The organism is Streptomyces malaysiensis subsp. malaysiensis (assembly GCF_040653035.1).
GTDB classification, from domain to species: domain Bacteria; phylum Actinomycetota; class Actinomycetes; order Streptomycetales; family Streptomycetaceae; genus Streptomyces; species Streptomyces malaysiensis.
Map to the genome: position 1 here is coordinate 173,359 of NZ_JBEZNG010000006.1, position 15,690 is coordinate 189,048.

General features: G+C 65.8%; 12 protein-coding genes and 1 CRISPR repeat array. Of the genes, 5 read left to right on the forward strand and 7 right to left on the reverse strand.

Annotated features, from left to right (window positions below; genetic code table 11):
* Nucleotides 1-102: 102 nt before the first annotated feature.
* The 5 genes from AB0E24_RS15160 to AB0E24_RS15185 all read right to left on the reverse strand — a co-directional run bounded on the left by AB0E24_RS15160 (nucleotide 103) and on the right by AB0E24_RS15185 (nucleotide 2,995).
* Entirely contained in the window at nucleotides 103-708 is a 606-nt protein-coding gene (locus AB0E24_RS15160; protein WP_359377268.1) for a JmjC domain-containing protein, read from the reverse strand.
* Nucleotides 709-720: 12 nt separating this feature from the next.
* Nucleotides 721-1,077 carry a hypothetical protein gene (locus tag AB0E24_RS15165; RefSeq protein ID WP_359377272.1) on the reverse strand — a complete coding sequence of 119 codons (357 nt, stop codon included), beginning with the start codon at nucleotides 1,075-1,077 and terminating at the stop codon, nucleotides 721-723.
* A gap of 126 nt (nucleotides 1,078-1,203) precedes the next feature.
* Nucleotides 1,204-2,046 (reverse strand): helix-turn-helix domain-containing protein, encoded by an 843-nt coding sequence (locus tag AB0E24_RS15170; RefSeq protein WP_359377275.1) that lies wholly within the window; start codon nucleotides 2,044-2,046, stop codon nucleotides 1,204-1,206.
* Between the two features lie 29 nt (nucleotides 2,047-2,075).
* A complete protein-coding gene (locus tag AB0E24_RS15175) occupies nucleotides 2,076-2,207 on the reverse strand; it encodes a helix-turn-helix domain-containing protein (protein ID WP_383124456.1) in 132 nt (43 codons plus the stop codon).
* A 566-nt stretch (nucleotides 2,208-2,773) separates the two neighbouring features.
* A complete protein-coding gene (locus AB0E24_RS15185) occupies nucleotides 2,774-2,995 on the reverse strand; it encodes a hypothetical protein (RefSeq protein ID WP_079257516.1) in 222 nt (73 codons plus the stop codon).
* Nucleotides 2,996-4,781: 1,786 nt separating this feature from the next.
* Between AB0E24_RS15185 and AB0E24_RS15190 the strand changes: the two genes are divergently transcribed.
* Together AB0E24_RS15190 and AB0E24_RS15195 are read left to right on the forward strand one after the other, a co-directional pair.
* Nucleotides 4,782-5,939 carry a helix-turn-helix domain-containing protein gene (locus AB0E24_RS15190; RefSeq protein WP_359377280.1) on the forward strand — a complete coding sequence of 386 codons (1,158 nt, stop codon included), beginning with the start codon at nucleotides 4,782-4,784 and terminating at the stop codon, nucleotides 5,937-5,939.
* Between the two features lie 23 nt (nucleotides 5,940-5,962).
* Complete coding sequence (locus AB0E24_RS15195; RefSeq protein WP_079260442.1) at nucleotides 5,963-6,538, forward strand: HD domain-containing protein; 576 nt, start codon at nucleotides 5,963-5,965, stop codon at nucleotides 6,536-6,538.
* Between the two features lie 110 nt (nucleotides 6,539-6,648).
* Here AB0E24_RS15195 and AB0E24_RS15200 read toward each other — a convergent pair whose 3' ends face one another.
* Both AB0E24_RS15200 and AB0E24_RS15205 read right to left on the reverse strand, forming a co-directional pair.
* Complete coding sequence (locus AB0E24_RS15200) at nucleotides 6,649-6,978, reverse strand: hypothetical protein (protein ID WP_079257518.1); 330 nt, start codon at nucleotides 6,976-6,978, stop codon at nucleotides 6,649-6,651.
* A gap of 351 nt (nucleotides 6,979-7,329) precedes the next feature.
* Nucleotides 7,330-8,346: a major capsid protein gene (locus AB0E24_RS15205; RefSeq protein WP_359377284.1), complete on the reverse strand. Its 1,017-nt coding sequence runs from the start codon at nucleotides 8,344-8,346 to the stop codon at nucleotides 7,330-7,332.
* A 202-nt stretch (nucleotides 8,347-8,548) separates the two neighbouring features.
* Between AB0E24_RS15205 and AB0E24_RS15210 the strand changes: the two genes are divergently transcribed.
* The 3 genes from AB0E24_RS15210 to casA all read left to right on the forward strand — a co-directional run bounded on the left by AB0E24_RS15210 (nucleotide 8,549) and on the right by casA (nucleotide 15,621).
* A complete protein-coding gene (locus AB0E24_RS15210) occupies nucleotides 8,549-8,836 on the forward strand; it encodes a hypothetical protein (protein WP_079257519.1) in 288 nt (95 codons plus the stop codon).
* Nucleotides 8,837-9,371: 535 nt separating this feature from the next.
* Nucleotides 9,372-10,315: a CRISPR direct-repeat array (repeat unit 29 nt; unit sequence CGGAACACCCCCGCGTCGGCGGGGAGGAC).
* A gap of 251 nt (nucleotides 10,316-10,566) precedes the next feature.
* Nucleotides 10,567-13,407 (forward strand): CRISPR-associated helicase Cas3', encoded by a 2,841-nt coding sequence (gene cas3, locus AB0E24_RS15215; protein ID WP_359377288.1) that lies wholly within the window; start codon nucleotides 10,567-10,569, stop codon nucleotides 13,405-13,407.
* Between the two features lie 597 nt (nucleotides 13,408-14,004).
* On the forward strand, nucleotides 14,005-15,621 hold the full coding sequence (casA, locus tag AB0E24_RS15220; RefSeq protein WP_359377290.1) for a type I-E CRISPR-associated protein Cse1/CasA: 1,617 nt from the start codon (nucleotides 14,005-14,007) through the stop codon (nucleotides 15,619-15,621).
* Nucleotides 15,622-15,690: the final 69 nt, after the last annotated feature.

A 15,690-nucleotide genomic window follows, 5' to 3' on the forward strand; every position in this document is an offset into this window, starting at 1 on the left:
TTCTCTATGCCTGACGATCGGTTCCCGGTCAGCTCCGGGTACGCAGGCCGCGCCCAGCTGTAGGCTGTTTTGAGCCTTAGCAGTCACCGCGCTTTCTGGACGTCACACCAGTTCGTCCGTAATGGCGAACACTAGATGCACCGAATGTCCGGGAGAATCCGGCGTGCTCACCTCATGTTTCACCCCCTGCGGCAGGATCAGCACATCTCCAACCCTGGTGACTATCTCCTCGGGTGCACCGGTGGTTTCCGGCCAGACAAGCCAGCGTTTCGCACCACGCATTTGGGTGATCACGCCGAGCCATTCGTCATCGTGTGCGCCGAGATTGCGGTCGCCAGCATGTGACTCGTAGGCGGTACAGATCACTTGGTGGCGCATTATCGCGGTCAGTCGCAGCGTCACTGTGCTGAACCATCCGTCGCTGCGAACGTTCAGGCTCTCGTAGACGCGCGTACGTTGTCGCTCCTGATAAGCATGCGCAACCGCATCCTTATCGGACTGGCGATGGAAATCCATCCCGTCAATGAGCGCAACAGTCTGGCTCGCTGCCTTCGCCTCTCCCAAGGGGAGGGAGAGACTCTCGATCCATGCAGCGTCAAACACCTGCTGGATGTGCACCGGATGGCTTGCCGTGAGCCTCGGCCAAACCGCAGTTCCAAGGCGCCCGAGGAAGCTGAAGGCCACTGCTTGATGCGAATGAGCATCCATCGGCCAGTCCTCCTAGGTCGCGTACAGGTGTCCCCTGGATCCATTCAGCCTCAGCGACGCCTTGCAATCCTTCCCAAAGGGTCCCGGGCCACGGGCGATCAGCGGTTCACCCGACGGATCGATGACCTGAGTTGCGTGAAGAACCTCCCCGGGGGCCAGTTCGGTCAGCTTGCGAGGGCGAATCTCGACCACGCCCCGCTCCGCATTCACAGCCTGGACAAGAACCTCGTCGTCGGAGATCTCCAGCTCTGACGGCACGAACATGAGCCGAAAAGCCCCTCCGATCTCATGCTGTTTGAGTACGTCATGCAGCTGCTGCATGAGATTCGCATGCTGCTCCACCTGGGGTTCGCTGGCGAGAACTGTCATTTCTTCTCCCTTGTGAGTGTTTCTTTCGTGAACCCGGTGCGAGACCTCGTGCATGGTTTCGCGCCGGGAGATTTGATACCGCTCGGGGCACCGGGACCCGGCATCAACCGATGCCCCGAGCGGGGCCTATTCGACGGACCGTGGTCCGACGCGCTGAGCACGGTCTTCCAGCCCCTCGACCAGGCCGGTCGTCTCATTGGCGCGGAGGTGGTGAGAGATGCGGGCGGCAGCCTCGATGGCGACCGTGATCACTTCATGGCCGTACGAGGCTTCGCGGCGTGTCCGCTGGAAGCGGCTGGACAGCGACAGGACGGCGGCCAGTTCCCCATCACGGCCGCGCACCGCCACCGCCAGAACCAGGCCCCCGCCGGCAACGCCCTGTACCCAGCCGCGACACCGTATAGCGGAGCACTCAGCGGCGGCATCCCTCCAGACTTCACGGCCCTGGCTGAGCTCCTGCCAGGCGAGGAAGACACGCGAGACGGGGTCATCTCCCATCGCCGCTACCCGGGCCGGCTTGCGGTCAGTGGCCGCCGAGTTGAGTCGCGGGTCCTCGGCCATGCAGATCCGCTGATCGTCACAACGCCGTTCGAGGCGGACAGACCGTACGCCGGTTGTGGCCCGCAGCGCGCTGAGTTGCTGCCGCAGTTCACGGTCAACGATCGCCTGGTGCGCCGCCCTTGCCAGGCGAATCAGCCTCGGACCGACAATGAACTGCTCCTGTTGGTCGGCCTCGACCAGGCCCAGCTCCTGCATAGCGAGAACGAGTCGACGCACCGTGGGACGCTTCAGGCCAGTTTCGGAAATCACCGTTTCCAGATGCGCCGGCCCCTCTTCCAGCACGGCGAGGATCGCAGATACCTTGTTGAGCACACCGACTTGGCTCTGCACCATATCTGGATCAGTAATCGTCATCATCTCCCCTTGACAAGCCAGCCATTCGAGCGCGCGGAGCACCCTCGACTTCATGACTGCATTGTTCTCCGTTTGCCGACGCTCTAAATCTCCAGCGCCTCATCACGAGAATACGATCCGCCGCGTGGACGCAGCTCCACACCTGCTTCATTGAGCATCGTGTAAATGAACCCGAATGAGCGCCCTGTAACTTCACTTATATCCCTGATGCTCACGTCGGGGTCGCTTAAATAGACGGCACTCCCTGGGCCCCGGATAGCCGAGCGACCCGAGCCTTATCCGGTGCCGGTCCGAGTACGCCGAGCTCCCAGCCACGACGGATAAGATGCGCCGCGGTTTTAGCGCCCACCAGTGCCATCAGCGCACGCACGTCTCTGCGTACGACGTCCAGATGCACCCTGCCGTTCGCAGCGATCCATCGCAGATCCTGACCGCCTGCCAAGCCGTGCAGAACTTCGTGCTGACCCCCGCTGAGCACGAGGTCCGCACCGTCATTTGTGTGCTCGGGCGGGGAGATTTCCCCCAGCGTGTAGGCCCGGTGCACGGCACCCGGCCGTTCGGGGGAGCCGAGCTTCACCAAGGCGAACCGTAGGCAGTCGTTCACTCTGGATGTCCCCACACCCATCTCCGCGGCCGCTTGTGCCGGCGTCATACCGCTCGCTATGAGCTGTAGGGCTTCGCGCTCGCGAGCCGATAGCCTCCATCGGCCCGACGGTTGGCTGGTCACAACGACCCTTTCTCGTTTCGATACGTATCGGTGTACTGGCACGGGATGACCGGCTCAGGCAGCGGTGTGCTCCGTCAGATCGCCAAGGTCCACAGCCGTGCAGCCGTGGAGCGCGACGACCTCGCGGCAGGCGAGGGTCCAGGGCAGTCGCGGGTCGTCGTACGCCACGAGCGTGAACGGCTCACCGTGCTCGCCGGGCACCGGCCTGAGAGTCTCGGGCGCGTGCACCACCCCGGCCACGCCCCAGGCTGCGGCGTGCTCCACCAGCACCGCCACACACTCCCTCCGCACGGAAGGACGGCTCAGTACTTCAAGGGCACAGCCATCGCATACAGGCGGTGTGGCCGTCCTCTCCCCATCTGCGACCGGCTTGCCGCTGGTGGCATGCAGCAAGAACAGATGCCGCCCATCGGGCCGGTCATCAGTGGGCCGGCCGCAGAACTGACACAGCATGTGATTCATCGCCAGCCGCTGACGCAAAGCGTGCACACGTCCGAGCAGAGGCGCGCCAGCCCCGTGCCTGACCGGCACCCTGATCCACAGGGCGCCACGACGACGGTCGGCGATACCGTATTCGCCTGCGTAACCGATGCCCATACCGCCGCGACCGTGCCGCGTCGTGATCACGGCCGGAGGCGCGTTTTCGCCTGTCCACGCAGCGATGTACGGCACACGCACACCGCCCGCGAAGTACTGACGTGGTCGTGGACGCCGAGGCCCAGCACTGGGACGGTCAGGCGGCAGCCAGCCGGTGGGTGACGTGCACTGGTCCCGACGCATATTCGTCCTCTCGGATGTGTGCTCGTTGCGGGTAAAGCCCCTCTTCGGCGGCCTCTAGACTCCGCGGGGGAACGGGATGAAAACGCCGAAGAGGGAGTAGAAGGTCCGCATCACACCTGGTCTAGCCACAGCCCCTCCCTTCCTGGCAGTTGGAGCAGGGGCGGCGGCCAGCCCTCACCAGACGTGAGCGTGGTCCAGTTGGCACGGTCATGAAGTGACGTCGATCGGCCTGGCCCGAGGGAAGCCCTCCGTCAGTTGTCGACTTCCTGGACGCTGGCCGTCGAGACCACCGCCATCACGGTCTGATGCCTGTTTCGCAGCGCGGATAGAGACGCAGCGCCTCTTCCAGACAGGAGATAAGGACGACCGCACTGGGCAACTTCAGCGGAGCTCGTTCGGTGGGGTGCCACGGCGGAGTGTCCCAGCGGACCCCGCTCGTCGGCGGCAGAGTGATCCGTGCGTCGGCACCAGCCATGACCTGGACGCCCGCGAGTGCGGAGACGTGTATCCCGCTGCCGCGTGCAACCAGGAACGTGCCCGTCTCGCCACACAAGAGGCATGGCAGGGCCGTACCCCTCCGATCCAGCCGGACCAGCGCAGATGTGGCGGCTTTGCGCGGAGTGGTAACCGCGTCGAACTTGGTGCAGGCGGCCAACAAGACTGTGCTGGAGTTACGGGCGAAGGCATGTTGCACCTCGTGTGCGTTCATCAACTCCGCGTCGATAAACAGGGGCCAGCCGAGTAGGTCCACATCTGCGTATGTGTCCACTACGGCGTCCCGGCCTCTCGGCGGCCACACAGAAGTCGTCATCAAGGGGTCCCCCAAGGGGTGTGCATCGCCCCGACGCGGGAGCCATCTTCCGGAGCCAATGGTTCACCGGACCCGCCCGCGGCGATCTGGAAGCTGGTCTCCATCAGGTCGCGATCGCACTGCTTCCCGCTGGGCACCGCGCCACCAGCACGCTCACCGCTCAGTTGCCGGACTGATATCAGCGAAGACGGAGCATGGAAGCTCTGGGAGTGGATGCTGACGCTCATTGCCGCCCTCGCGGCCAGCGGTTTCGCTTCTCATACGTCATGCACTCACGGACTCCCTGACACTGCTCATTGGTAGGGCGCATACGTGGTCACCACCTGAGTAGTCGCTTGATCGCTCACTGCGATTAAGCTGGACGAGGTGTGCGCTGGGTCACCAGCTGTGGATGAACTTACTGTGACCAAGCGGGCAAAAAAACTGACACAGAGTACGAGTTGCACACGCCCAACCACGTGGGAGCACGGCATGGCGCCACAGAAGCGATCGCGCTCCGAAACGGGAACACTGACTGCCGCTCAGGGTCCGCCAGCCCGCACTGCGAGTGGCATCGTCTGCGGCCATCTACTCAAGATCATCCGCGAGCGCATTCCGCTGACTCAGTCCCGGCTGGCCGAAGAACTCGGGATCGACACGACAACCGTCCAGGGCTGGGAATCAGGCCGTCGTTCCCTAGCGGCTATCTCATCCGCGCAATTCCTGCGTCTGAAGCGACATCTGCTAGGACGCGGTGCGGAGCCAACGCTTCTGCCTCTCTTGGATCTCGCAGTCGAGGCCGACTCCGTGATCGAGTACTCGCTCAACGACACGCTCAACAGTGACGACATCACCCAGCACCCGCTGCACAGCTGGGTCTTTACCCGGGCATCGACTCACATGATCGCTTGGGCCCTGACCGGTGAGCAGCCCACGATTCTCCCCAAAGCCCCCGCGTCGACTCCCCGACGGAGAGGCCCTACGCCTGGCTCACCACTCCTGCCAACCCCCCAGCGAGACAGGCTGTTCGCCAATCTCCGCCGCGCAGCGGAGATCGCTGACCGGGCGGGGGAAGATGGCTCGCTTCTGCGCCGACAGGCGCTCTACCTGTGTGCCTACGACACCAGCGTCGACACCCATTCCTGGCTCGCTGACATGCGGGAACGCCGTCAAACGCCACTGCGTCACGCATCGTGGACACCAGCCTGGTCCGACGCCAGGTCGGTAGCAACGTCCCTGACCCGCTACGGAGACAGCGAGACGTTGCAGACATTCATCGAGCGGGGCATGGGAGGAGACGCTAGCGAGATGGCCAACCTCAATTACTGGGCGCACTGGCTGGGCCTCGACCCGGTGCCCCGTGCAAGCGACGCGTTCATGAGCGACGTGGACGGCCGGTCCTGGGAGGCCCTCCCGCTCCTTCGCAACCTTGCCGACCGGCTTGATCCGTCACTGGGCGCGGTGGACTTGAACATCCACTCGGTGTGGGCGCTGATCAGCTCGAAGCCCGGTGTTCTGTCAGCTGACCGGGAACTGCACCGCGACTTGACCTCCCGAGTCGACCGCCTGCTCGACAGTGATGTGATCTCACGCCAGTCCAGGCGTGAGCTGGAGAATGTGCATTACGGTCTGAGACTGAGTAGCCGGTGATCCGCTTGAAGGGGACGATCTGCATGACTGATGACCAGGCTGACAAGGGAACTGTCGGCTACCTGTTTGAGATGGGTGCCCTCAAGCGGGGAAAGAGGAGTGGCTGGTGGATCGCAGGCGTCAAGGACCCCGAGACCATCGCCGAGCACTCGTTCCGCACCGCGATCATCGGCGCGGTGCTGGCGATGATGGAAGGCGCTGACCCAGCGAAGGTCGCCCTTCTGTGCACCTTCCACGACACCCAGGAGACCCGTGTCGGGGACATCCCGTGGATCGGGCGCCGCTACCTCGAAGCCGCCTCGAATGAGCGGGTCACTGCCGATCAGGTCTCGAAGACTCCTCCTGCCGTAGCGGAGGGGATCAAGGCCGTGGTCCACGAGTACGAGAACGGCGACTCACTGGAGGTTCTCGTGGCACACGACGCTGACAAGCTCGAGTGCATGCTTCAAGGCATGGAGTACCTGGAGCAGGGTTACCGCAATGCCCAGGAATGGGTGGACACCACGCGGGCGAAACTGAAGACGCCCTCCGCGCTCGCGCTCGCCGAAGCGGCGCAAGGCATGTCGTCCATGGAATGGAAGCACACGTATCTGGGCTGACCAGCACGTCGCATCTGCGCCTGGACTGCGCCCCGACCCAACAACCAACCTTCCAAGCAACTGTCGGCCTCGGGCGTTGCGTGCTTGAGCAGTCCACCCGGAAGGGGCAGCTACCGGTAACGACGCGACGGAACCATGAATGACGTCGCCAGAGTGTTCCCCTCCCCGTCTCCATCCTCGGGGTCATCGGGGGCCGAGGTCTGACATATGGCGTCGATCTGTCGCTCGATGCCGCGTAGATTCTCCTGCAAGTCCATGGTCACGACGCCGTCGACGGTGACCTTCAGCGGGTCACCGAGCAGCTTCGCTCGCCTCTCCCCCAGCACCTCTAGCGCCACCGCACGAGCCGACCGTAGCCGGAAGAACCGGCGCTCCAGGTCGGCTGAGTCCGTGTCCGGTCCGAGCTGCGCCAGCAGCCACGACCGCTGGAACTCATCCACCTGCCTGCCCTTCCTCTTGTACGAGAGCGGCCCGCCACCGAGGGGTTCGGTAGCAGGCCGCAGGTCATGGCGACACCGAGGCGGACCGCGAGCGGCGCGGCGGGGGCTTCTTCGCGCTGCCTCCGCCGGCCTCCGCCGGCCCCGGGTCGACCGTCTTCTCGGCGGTCGGGTCAGGCTCGCCTACCGCGATCGGTTCCGGCCCGCGATCCCCGGGCGGAACCTCCCAGGCATCGGCGTTCGTCACCAGGGCAGCGAGGCGCGGTTCGGGTTCCTCGCCAGGCAGGAGGATCAGCTCCTCCCGGGTGGCCGGGTCCTGTACGTACACGGCGGCTTTTAGTCGAGGCACTGGCATCACAGGACCTTCGCCACGATGTGCGCATCCGGAGTGTGCATGACCGGCATGCCGACCGCCGCACCCTTCGTATAGATCTGCACCGGATCATCCTGGACTCCACGGGTGATGATGATGCCCGGCGCATCCTCGCGGATGATCTCCGGGTTCGTGCCCCGCGAGAGCACCAGCGCCTCAGCCGTCACACCGATCTGCGTCTGCGCCCACTTCTCCCGGTCCGGCGGTATCAGGCACCACAGGTCTTCCGGCAGCACCTTGCGTGGCTTGCCATCCACCCGCACCTGCGCCTTGTAGAACGTGATCGGCGGCAGCGAATAGTTGCCGCGTACCACGTTGATCTGCTGCGGGGTGAGCGTCGCCGTCGGCGTGGTCGACGGGTTCACGCTGCCGTAGTACGCCGCCCGGTAGGCGTTGTTCGCCGCCAGGTAGGAGAACGCCTTTCGGCTGGTGACCACCAGTTCCGGTTCCGGCGCGCCGACGTCGTCCAGGTGCTGGATCCACCGGAACTCATCGGCGATCGGGTCCGATGCCGGGTCCCACCACGGTCGTTGCGCGACAGGCATGTTCGCCGCGGGGACGTTCCAGTCGACCTCCAGCGTCAGGCCGTTCTCCTGCACCAGCGAGAACTTCCCGTCGGCCAGCACGTCGCCGGCAGCCATCTCCAAGCGTGACTGGATCGCCTCCACGTGCCGCTCGACATCGTCATACAGCAGCTCGATCAGCCGGTCCTGGTCCGAGCCGTGCGAGGCTTCCAGCAGGATCTGTTCCTGCTCGGAGACCATCAGTTTCTGCCCCAGCGCGGGCAGCGCCCCCTCGCGGGAGGTCTGCCACGCCTCACGGGTGGCGAACGGCACGCTCGCGTTGAACGCCCGGTACTTCGCCACGTTCACGTACCGGCCCGAGTCCTTCACCCGCCACTTGACCTCCCGCAGCCCGCACCGCCCCAGCAGGCCAGGAGCAGCACACAGCGCAGACCTGCACGTGACACTGTGCCCCGTCCCACCGCTCGGTGGCACCCGTTCCGGTCGCGGGGCGCACTGCTGTCCGGTTGTGAGACGTAGTGATTAAGGCGTGAGCTGCTCGATTCTAAGTCGAATAACAATCCCCACGAGGATTCATGGTGAGTTAGCGCACAGGAAGCACTGTAAGGGCGATATCACTTCGCTACGGTGGAGCCGTCACAGATGAAGCGACGAGGCGAGCAGAAGGCGATCTACGATGAGCAGCGACGCGCCCTGGACGATCGAACGTATTCGCGATGCTCTCGGTGACCCTGACCTAGCCCAGCGGTTCCTCAGCGAGATCAACCGGGCGCCGGTCCATGAGCTGCTGTCGACATTCGCGCGCTGGGAACACATCGCCAAGAACACCCTCGCAACCGTCCAGCGAGCCCGTGAGCTGGCAACGCATGATGCCCGCGACGAAGAGCCCCTGGGGGAATGGGTAGACGCCACAGAGCGCATTCAGCGGGAAGCCGAGCAGATCCGGGGCTACGGCGCCGCCTAATCCCACAATCAGGTTACGCTCCGCGTCAGATCGACTACGCTTCCCAAAGGGGGCTGGCAGATCGATAACGCGCATCACATGCGCATGGACGCGAAGGACCATAACACCGGTGTATCGCCTCAAGTACGACGCTGCTGCCAGGGCCGTCCACGACGCGTTGCCACCCGAAGCGAGGGAACAACTCACCCTTGCCCTCGCCGACGCGTGCGAGGACCCCATCGCGGCAACCAAAACCCTACGGGCTCGTGGACGACGGCGTCATGCGCAAGATCCTCACCCGTGACGTCCTCGCGATCCTCCTCATAGGCAACGGCCTCAAGGAGCTCACCGTCCTCCAGGTCGAGTACCTCGGCTGAATGAATCTCGAAGCCCCCGGCCAACGCGGTCGGGGGCCATCGCCGCCCGGCTTGGCTCCCGGAACACCCCCACGACGGCGGGGAGGACAGGAAGGCACCGGCGTTGACGGCTGCCTCCTCTGGAACACCCCCTTCGGCGGGGAGGACGTGGTCCAACGGCGGTGGAACAGGTGACGGATCGGAACACCCCCGCGTCGGCGAGGAGGACCGCACCCCCGCCGTCGGCCTGGCCGGACCCGGCGGAACACCCCCGCGTCCGCGGGGAGGACGGCCGCCCGTCTTCGGCGCGGCCCCACGGGGCCGGAACACCCCCGCGTCGGCGGGGAGAACGGTCGGGCGACCTGTCCAGCAGACGGCTGTCCCGGAACACCCCCACGTCGGCGGGGAGGACTACGTCATGCCGACGGCCGTGGAGCGGAAGGACGGAACACCCCCACGTCGGCGGGGAGGACCGGGCCCCGGAGGTGATCTGGGAGCCCATGGTCGGAACACCCCCACGTCGGCGGGGAGGACGTCGTGGGAGGAGGTGGATGTGTGGTCCTGCGCGGAACACCCCCACGTCGGCGGGGAGGACGGAAACATGCTCTGCCATTCTCTATTCCCCCTCGGAACACCCCCACGTCGGCGGGGAGGACCGGGGGATGGTTTACCGACAGGACACGGTGGGCGGAACACCCCCACGTCGGCGGGGAGGACGCCACTCCGCGATCTCCTGAGAGATCGGCAGCCGGAACACCCCCGCGTCGGCGGGGAGGACGAGGAGGACCCAGGAGAGTTGGTCGTGGCTGGCGGAACACCCCCGCGTCGGCGGGGAGGACGGTGTCGGCGGCCCGGGTGAGCATCCCGATGACGGAACACCCCCGCGTCGGCGGGGAGGACAGGAAGTCCGACCGGGACGGAAAGCCGTACGCCGGAACACCCCCGCGTCGGCGGGGAGGACACGCGCCGGGCGGCCCGCTCACGGGTGCTCAGCGGAACACCCCCGCGTCGGCGGGGAGGACCCAACTAGCCCTCTGGGTGCCCCTCTGAGCGCCGGAACACCCCCGCGTCGGCGGGGAGGACCTCGCTCGCTTCGACGGCCGAGCGCATGCTGCCGGAACACCCCCGCGTCGGCGGGGAGGACCCTTTCTGACCTGCGACTTAGAAACGACTTTGCTTGTTCTTTGCCATGTCGGATGAGGTGAAACGCTCCAGGGGCTGCACGATGCCCACTTTATCCGGGGCACGCTCGGGGAGGGCAACGCTCGATGGCGAGGCCGTCGGATGACAGCAGTCGGGTCAAGGTGTCAGTGGTGGGTGCTTGGATCAGTCGGCGGAGCGACCTCCCACCGTGTGGCGGGACGCAAGCCAGTGTTGAAGTGGGAGGAAAACGTCATGCTGCGCAAGCAAGATGCGTTAGATGAGTCGGCGTGGGGGAAGTCGCGGGGCCTGGATCCGGAGCGGCCTCCGTACCCGCTGGTGAGGCATCTTCTTGACGCGGCGGCGATGGCGTTGCATCTGTGGGATATCTACCTGTCGGAGAACCAGCGGGTCCGGATTGCCGAGGGGATGGGGCTGGGGGGCGAACCGGAGCGTGCCCGGGCTCTGGTCGGGCTGTGTGCCGGGTTGCACGACATCGGCAAGCTCTCCGGGTTCCAGTTCTGTTCACGGCATGGCGTCCAGCACCTCAGCGCGGAATTACGTGCGGACAGCAAGAAGATGAGCGCAGACCGTGTCAGCCACGATGTCGCTGGTATGGCGGCTGCGGCAGAGGTGCTGAAGGGGCTGGGTTTCGAAGAGGACGAGGAGCTGAAGGCCACTCAGCGGGTGGCCGAGATCATCGGTGGCCATCACGGCCGTTTCCACCGAGCCGAGGACGGTGTCAGTCCGGCCTTCCTCGGTGGGGACGCCTGGAGTCGGCAGCGTGTCACGCATGCCGCCGCGGTGCATGAGGTGTTGGGGTTCCCAGTGGCGCCGGAGTCGTTCAAGGCGCCGACCGCGGTGCTGGTGACTGGTGTGGTGATTCTTGCAGACTGGCTGGTGAGCCAGGAGACCTACCTGAGGCGACGCCAGCGTGAACTCGAGCCGTCGCTGGCTGAGCATTTCCGGCGTTCACAGGCGGATGCTCCCCAACTTCTTGGAGATGCCGGGCTGACTTCGGTGCCGCTGGAGCGCAAGGAGTTCGCCGAGGCGTACGGCATCGTCGGCGAGCCGAACCCGTTGCAGCAATCGGTCATGGACGAATTGCCGACGGCAGTCGGGGCGGGGCAGCGTGGTGGCATCCTGCTGGTGACCGCGGCGCCGGGGGACGGGAAGAGCGAGACGGCACTGGAGGCCGAACGGGTCCTGTCACAGAGGTTCGGGACGCGGGGATATGCGTTTCTACTGCCGACGATGGCCACGAGCGATCAGATGCACGGTCGGATCACCAAGACTCTGGTGAATCAGTCGGGTCAGAACGCTGGGCTGACGCTGGTCCACAGTATGGCCTGGCTCAACAGTGCCTACGCCGATGAGGGCCTTGAGGGTGAGGCGGTGGTCACCTGCGACGGCGATGAGGCTGCGGCCGGGCACCGCCGCAGGGAGGCCGACATGAGGCCGCAGCGGTGGCTGCGCGGGCCCAAGCGGCCGCTGCTGGCGCAGTTCGCGGTCGGCACAGTCGACCAGGCGCTCATGGCGGTTCTGCCGGTGCGGCACAACACGCTGCGCCTGCTGGCGCTGTCGGGCAAGACGTTCATCGTGGACGAGGCACACGCCTACGACCCGTACATGCAGGTCTTGTTGGGCCGGTTGCTGAACTGGCTCGGAGCGTACGGGGTGCCGGTGGTGCTGCTGTCGGCGACCCTGCCAGCCTCGGTTAGCGACCGGTTGGTCAAGGAGTACTTGCAGGGCGCGGGGCACTCGACAAAGGCGTTGCGCAAGCGGGTGTTTCCGGCCCCGTACCCCGGCTGGCTGTACGTGGACGCCGAGAGTGGCCAGTGCACGCAGATGTCAGAGGCCCAGCGGCAGGAGCAAGCCCGCACCCGGCGCATGAGGCTGGGCGTCACGGTGGAACAGGTGGTGCACGGATCACAGGGAGGGGCTCGGAACCGGATGGCGGTGATCGAGCGGCTGGTACAGCCGGTGGCCGAGGGAGACGGCGGCACAGCCCTGGTGGTGTGCAACACGGTCGGCGACGCGCAGGAGACGTACCAGCGGCTGTGCAGAAAGTTCGACCGGCGCTCCCATGCCGAGGGAGGGAGTGTGCAGCTGCTCCACGCTCGCTTTCCGGGGGACGTACGCGAGGAGCGTACGCGTGACGTCACCGACGGTCTGGGGCGCAAGGGCCCGAGGCCACGGCGACGGATTGTTGTTGCTACGCAGGTTGTCGAGCAGTCACTCGACCTGGACGCCGACATTGTGATCAGCGACCTCGCGCCGCTATCCCTGCTGTTGCAGCGGGCTGGCCGGTGCTGGAGGCACGAGAATCACTGGGCCCGCTACGGATATCCCGAGGGGGGTGGGCGCCCTGCGTGGGCTGATGGGCCGCACCTGGTCGTGCTCGACCCGATGGCCGGTGGCGGGACGGTGCCGGTGCAATGGGGAGAGGTCTACTCCGAGTTTCTACTCGGTGCCACCTCCCGGAAACTTGCGGAGCTCAAGGACGGGACGATTTCCATCCCGGACAATGTGCAAGCACTCGTGGAAGCTGTCCACGGTGACGACGAACAGTTCAACTGGGATGACCCCGGCAACCCTGCAGGGAAGGCATGGGTGGCCCACAAGGGCAAGGAGATGGCCGAGCGGAGCATGGCCGGCCTGCGGGCCGTCTTCCGTGCGCGAAAGGTTGCCCAGCTTGTCGAACTGCATCATCTGGAAGGCGAAGAGGACGAGTGGGAACTGTCCACCCGGCTCGGTGCCGACTCGGTCCGCCTGCTGTGCGCCTTCGTTCAGGAGGACGGCCGCGTGACACTCGACCCGGAGGGCGAGGAGCCGCTGCCCTCAGTGTCTGAGGGGGAACGCGTGCCGGCCGCTGCCGTACGCAAGGTGATGCGTCGTACGATTCCTGTGCGTTCCGACTGGCTTCACAGCTCGGACGGGGACAGTGTGAGCCCGCCGGGGTCCTGGTCGGAACACCCGATGCTGGGAGACCTCCGCGTCCTTTATCAGCCGGTACAGGCAGGAACTGTCCAGGCAGTGCACATCGGTGACAAGACACTGCGCCTCGACGAGGACCTTGGCCTGGTCCGCGGTTGACGAACGTGGCCCGGCGGAACACCCCCACCTCGGCGGGGAAGACGCCGGGCCACAACGTGACCCGTGCCTCTCGACCGGTACACCCCCACGTCGGCGGGGAGGCATGCCCGCTGCCGAAGTTCGGAGGCACGTGCCCGCGGAGAGGCTACCGGGAGAGACGGCGATGGGCCTCGACAGCGCCCAGGAGCAAGGCGCTACAGGACCCCACCGTGGCAGGGTCCGGCTTCATGCCGATGACGATCACGATGATGGCTACGACCAGTGCCCACGGTGCGGCAACTGCCCACGGCACAGACATGGAGTGTTGCATGGTTCCCCTCGATGTCGGACGGTCCAACTCGCCGTCGCTGGTGGCGTTTTCTACCGAAGCGCCGCCGCGCTTCGCAAGTTGATCTATCCCCCCGTACCCCTGCCTATCGACCTTCATGAAGCGGGTGCGAACGCCTCCGAGGGGTGCTCTACTAGTGGTGCGATTGCCGAGACAGGCCCCGATTGTCGGTGGTGCCTGTTTGAATGCTGTTGCGACGCCCAAGCGGTCAGTTGGGGGACTTTGCCGTGCATGCGTCGTGAAGATCCGTTTCCTGAAGGGGGGATTTCATGACTGGGGGGTTCGATCTAAGGGATGAGCCCTGGATTCCGATCCGGCTGCTGACCGGGGAGTCGGCGCGCTTTGGGCTACGGGCCTTGTTCAAGCGCGCCCACGAGATCGCGGACTTGGAGTTGCCGGTGCCGCCTGCGGCGGCCGGTCTGATGCGCATCCTGGCCGTCATAACGGCCAGGATCGCCACGGACGGCGAAGTACGACTCGATGGCACTGATGGCGCCGAAGACGCCGATGTCACCGAGGACATCGATGACTGGCTGGCATTACGTCTGCGGGTCCTGAAGGTCGGCCGGTTCGATCCGGATGCGGTGGACGAGTACTTCGACAAGAGGGTGCCATCAGGCCGGTTCGACCTGTTCGACTCCGAGCGGCCCTTCCTTCAAGACCCGAGGCTGCGTGCAGAGTGCGTGGACGCCAAGGGCGGTCCGAATCCGTCCGGAGTGAACAAGCTGGTGTTGGGCCGTCCGACGGGCATCAACGGGGCAGTGTTGTTCGGACATTTCACCGACACGGCGCCCGAGCCGGTTCCGGCCGCGGAGGCTGCCTGGCATCTGATCGCGCAGCTCTACTTCGGCCCGTCCGGGCAGTGCACGCCCCGGCGGATCACCAGCGTGCGGGCGGGCAGCGGGGATGCGGCGCCGCTACGGAAGACCGTGTCGTACTTCGCTTGGGCGCCGGATCTGTTCACCACTCTGGTGCTGGCGGTGCCGAGCCCACAGGCCGAGGTGGACTGGGAGTCCGATGACACCTGCCCATGGGAGGAGGATGGCCTCGGCGCTCCGCTGCGGCCGCTCCCGCCGATCACATGGCCGGGCGGGATGCTGACTGGCCGGTTCCGTCACGCCGTTCTGCTGGTCCCGTCACCGGATGTCCGGTCGGTGACCGACGCGTACCTCACGTGGTCCACACATGAGCCACCCCGGCAGGTGTGGGATCCCTTCCAGATCCTGGACCGGAGGAAGGACGGGGAGTTCCAGCCCCGAGAGGCCGATGGAGCCCGGGCTCTGTGGCGGGACCTGGATGCACTGCTGCTGAAGGACAGCCGACAGGACACTCAGCGGCCGCCATCCTTGCAGGGCCTGCCGCGGACGCTGCTGCCTGCTCTGCGGGTGCGCGCTTACGGCTTCGACCAGGATGGCCAGCAGAAGGACAGCGTCTGGTTCCGCTCGACGACTCCGCCGGTCCTGCGGTGGCTGGAGGAGAACGACGCGGATATGGCACACCACATCAGACGCTGCCACGCCTCGGCCGAGCAGGTCGCCGACCGGCTGGATTGGGCTGCGAGGGTTGCCTGGAAGATCGCCACGGATATCGCCGTCGACCTCTCGCCCAAGGCGAAGATCAAGCTCGATGCGCGCAAGCCCGGCCCGTGGGCATCCGCCGCGCTTACCCGGTACTGGCCCACGGCCGAAGAGGAGTTCTGGCAGCTGGCCAAGCCGGAGCGGTGCGCCGATCAGGTCGCCAAGCCGTTCGTCCACGCGGCTATGACCGCGCTTGACGAGGCGATCGGCCCGGCGAACCGGGCGGACATACGGGTGGCACGCGCCCGTCACCGGGCTCGCTCGCTCCTCCTCGCGCTGCTCGGCCCCAAGGCCGCTTCAGTCGGCTGACGTTCTCGCTCGCCGGTTCCCTTTTCACGCTGGCCGTGTGGTCGGCGAGTTCAGCCCATTCACCATGCC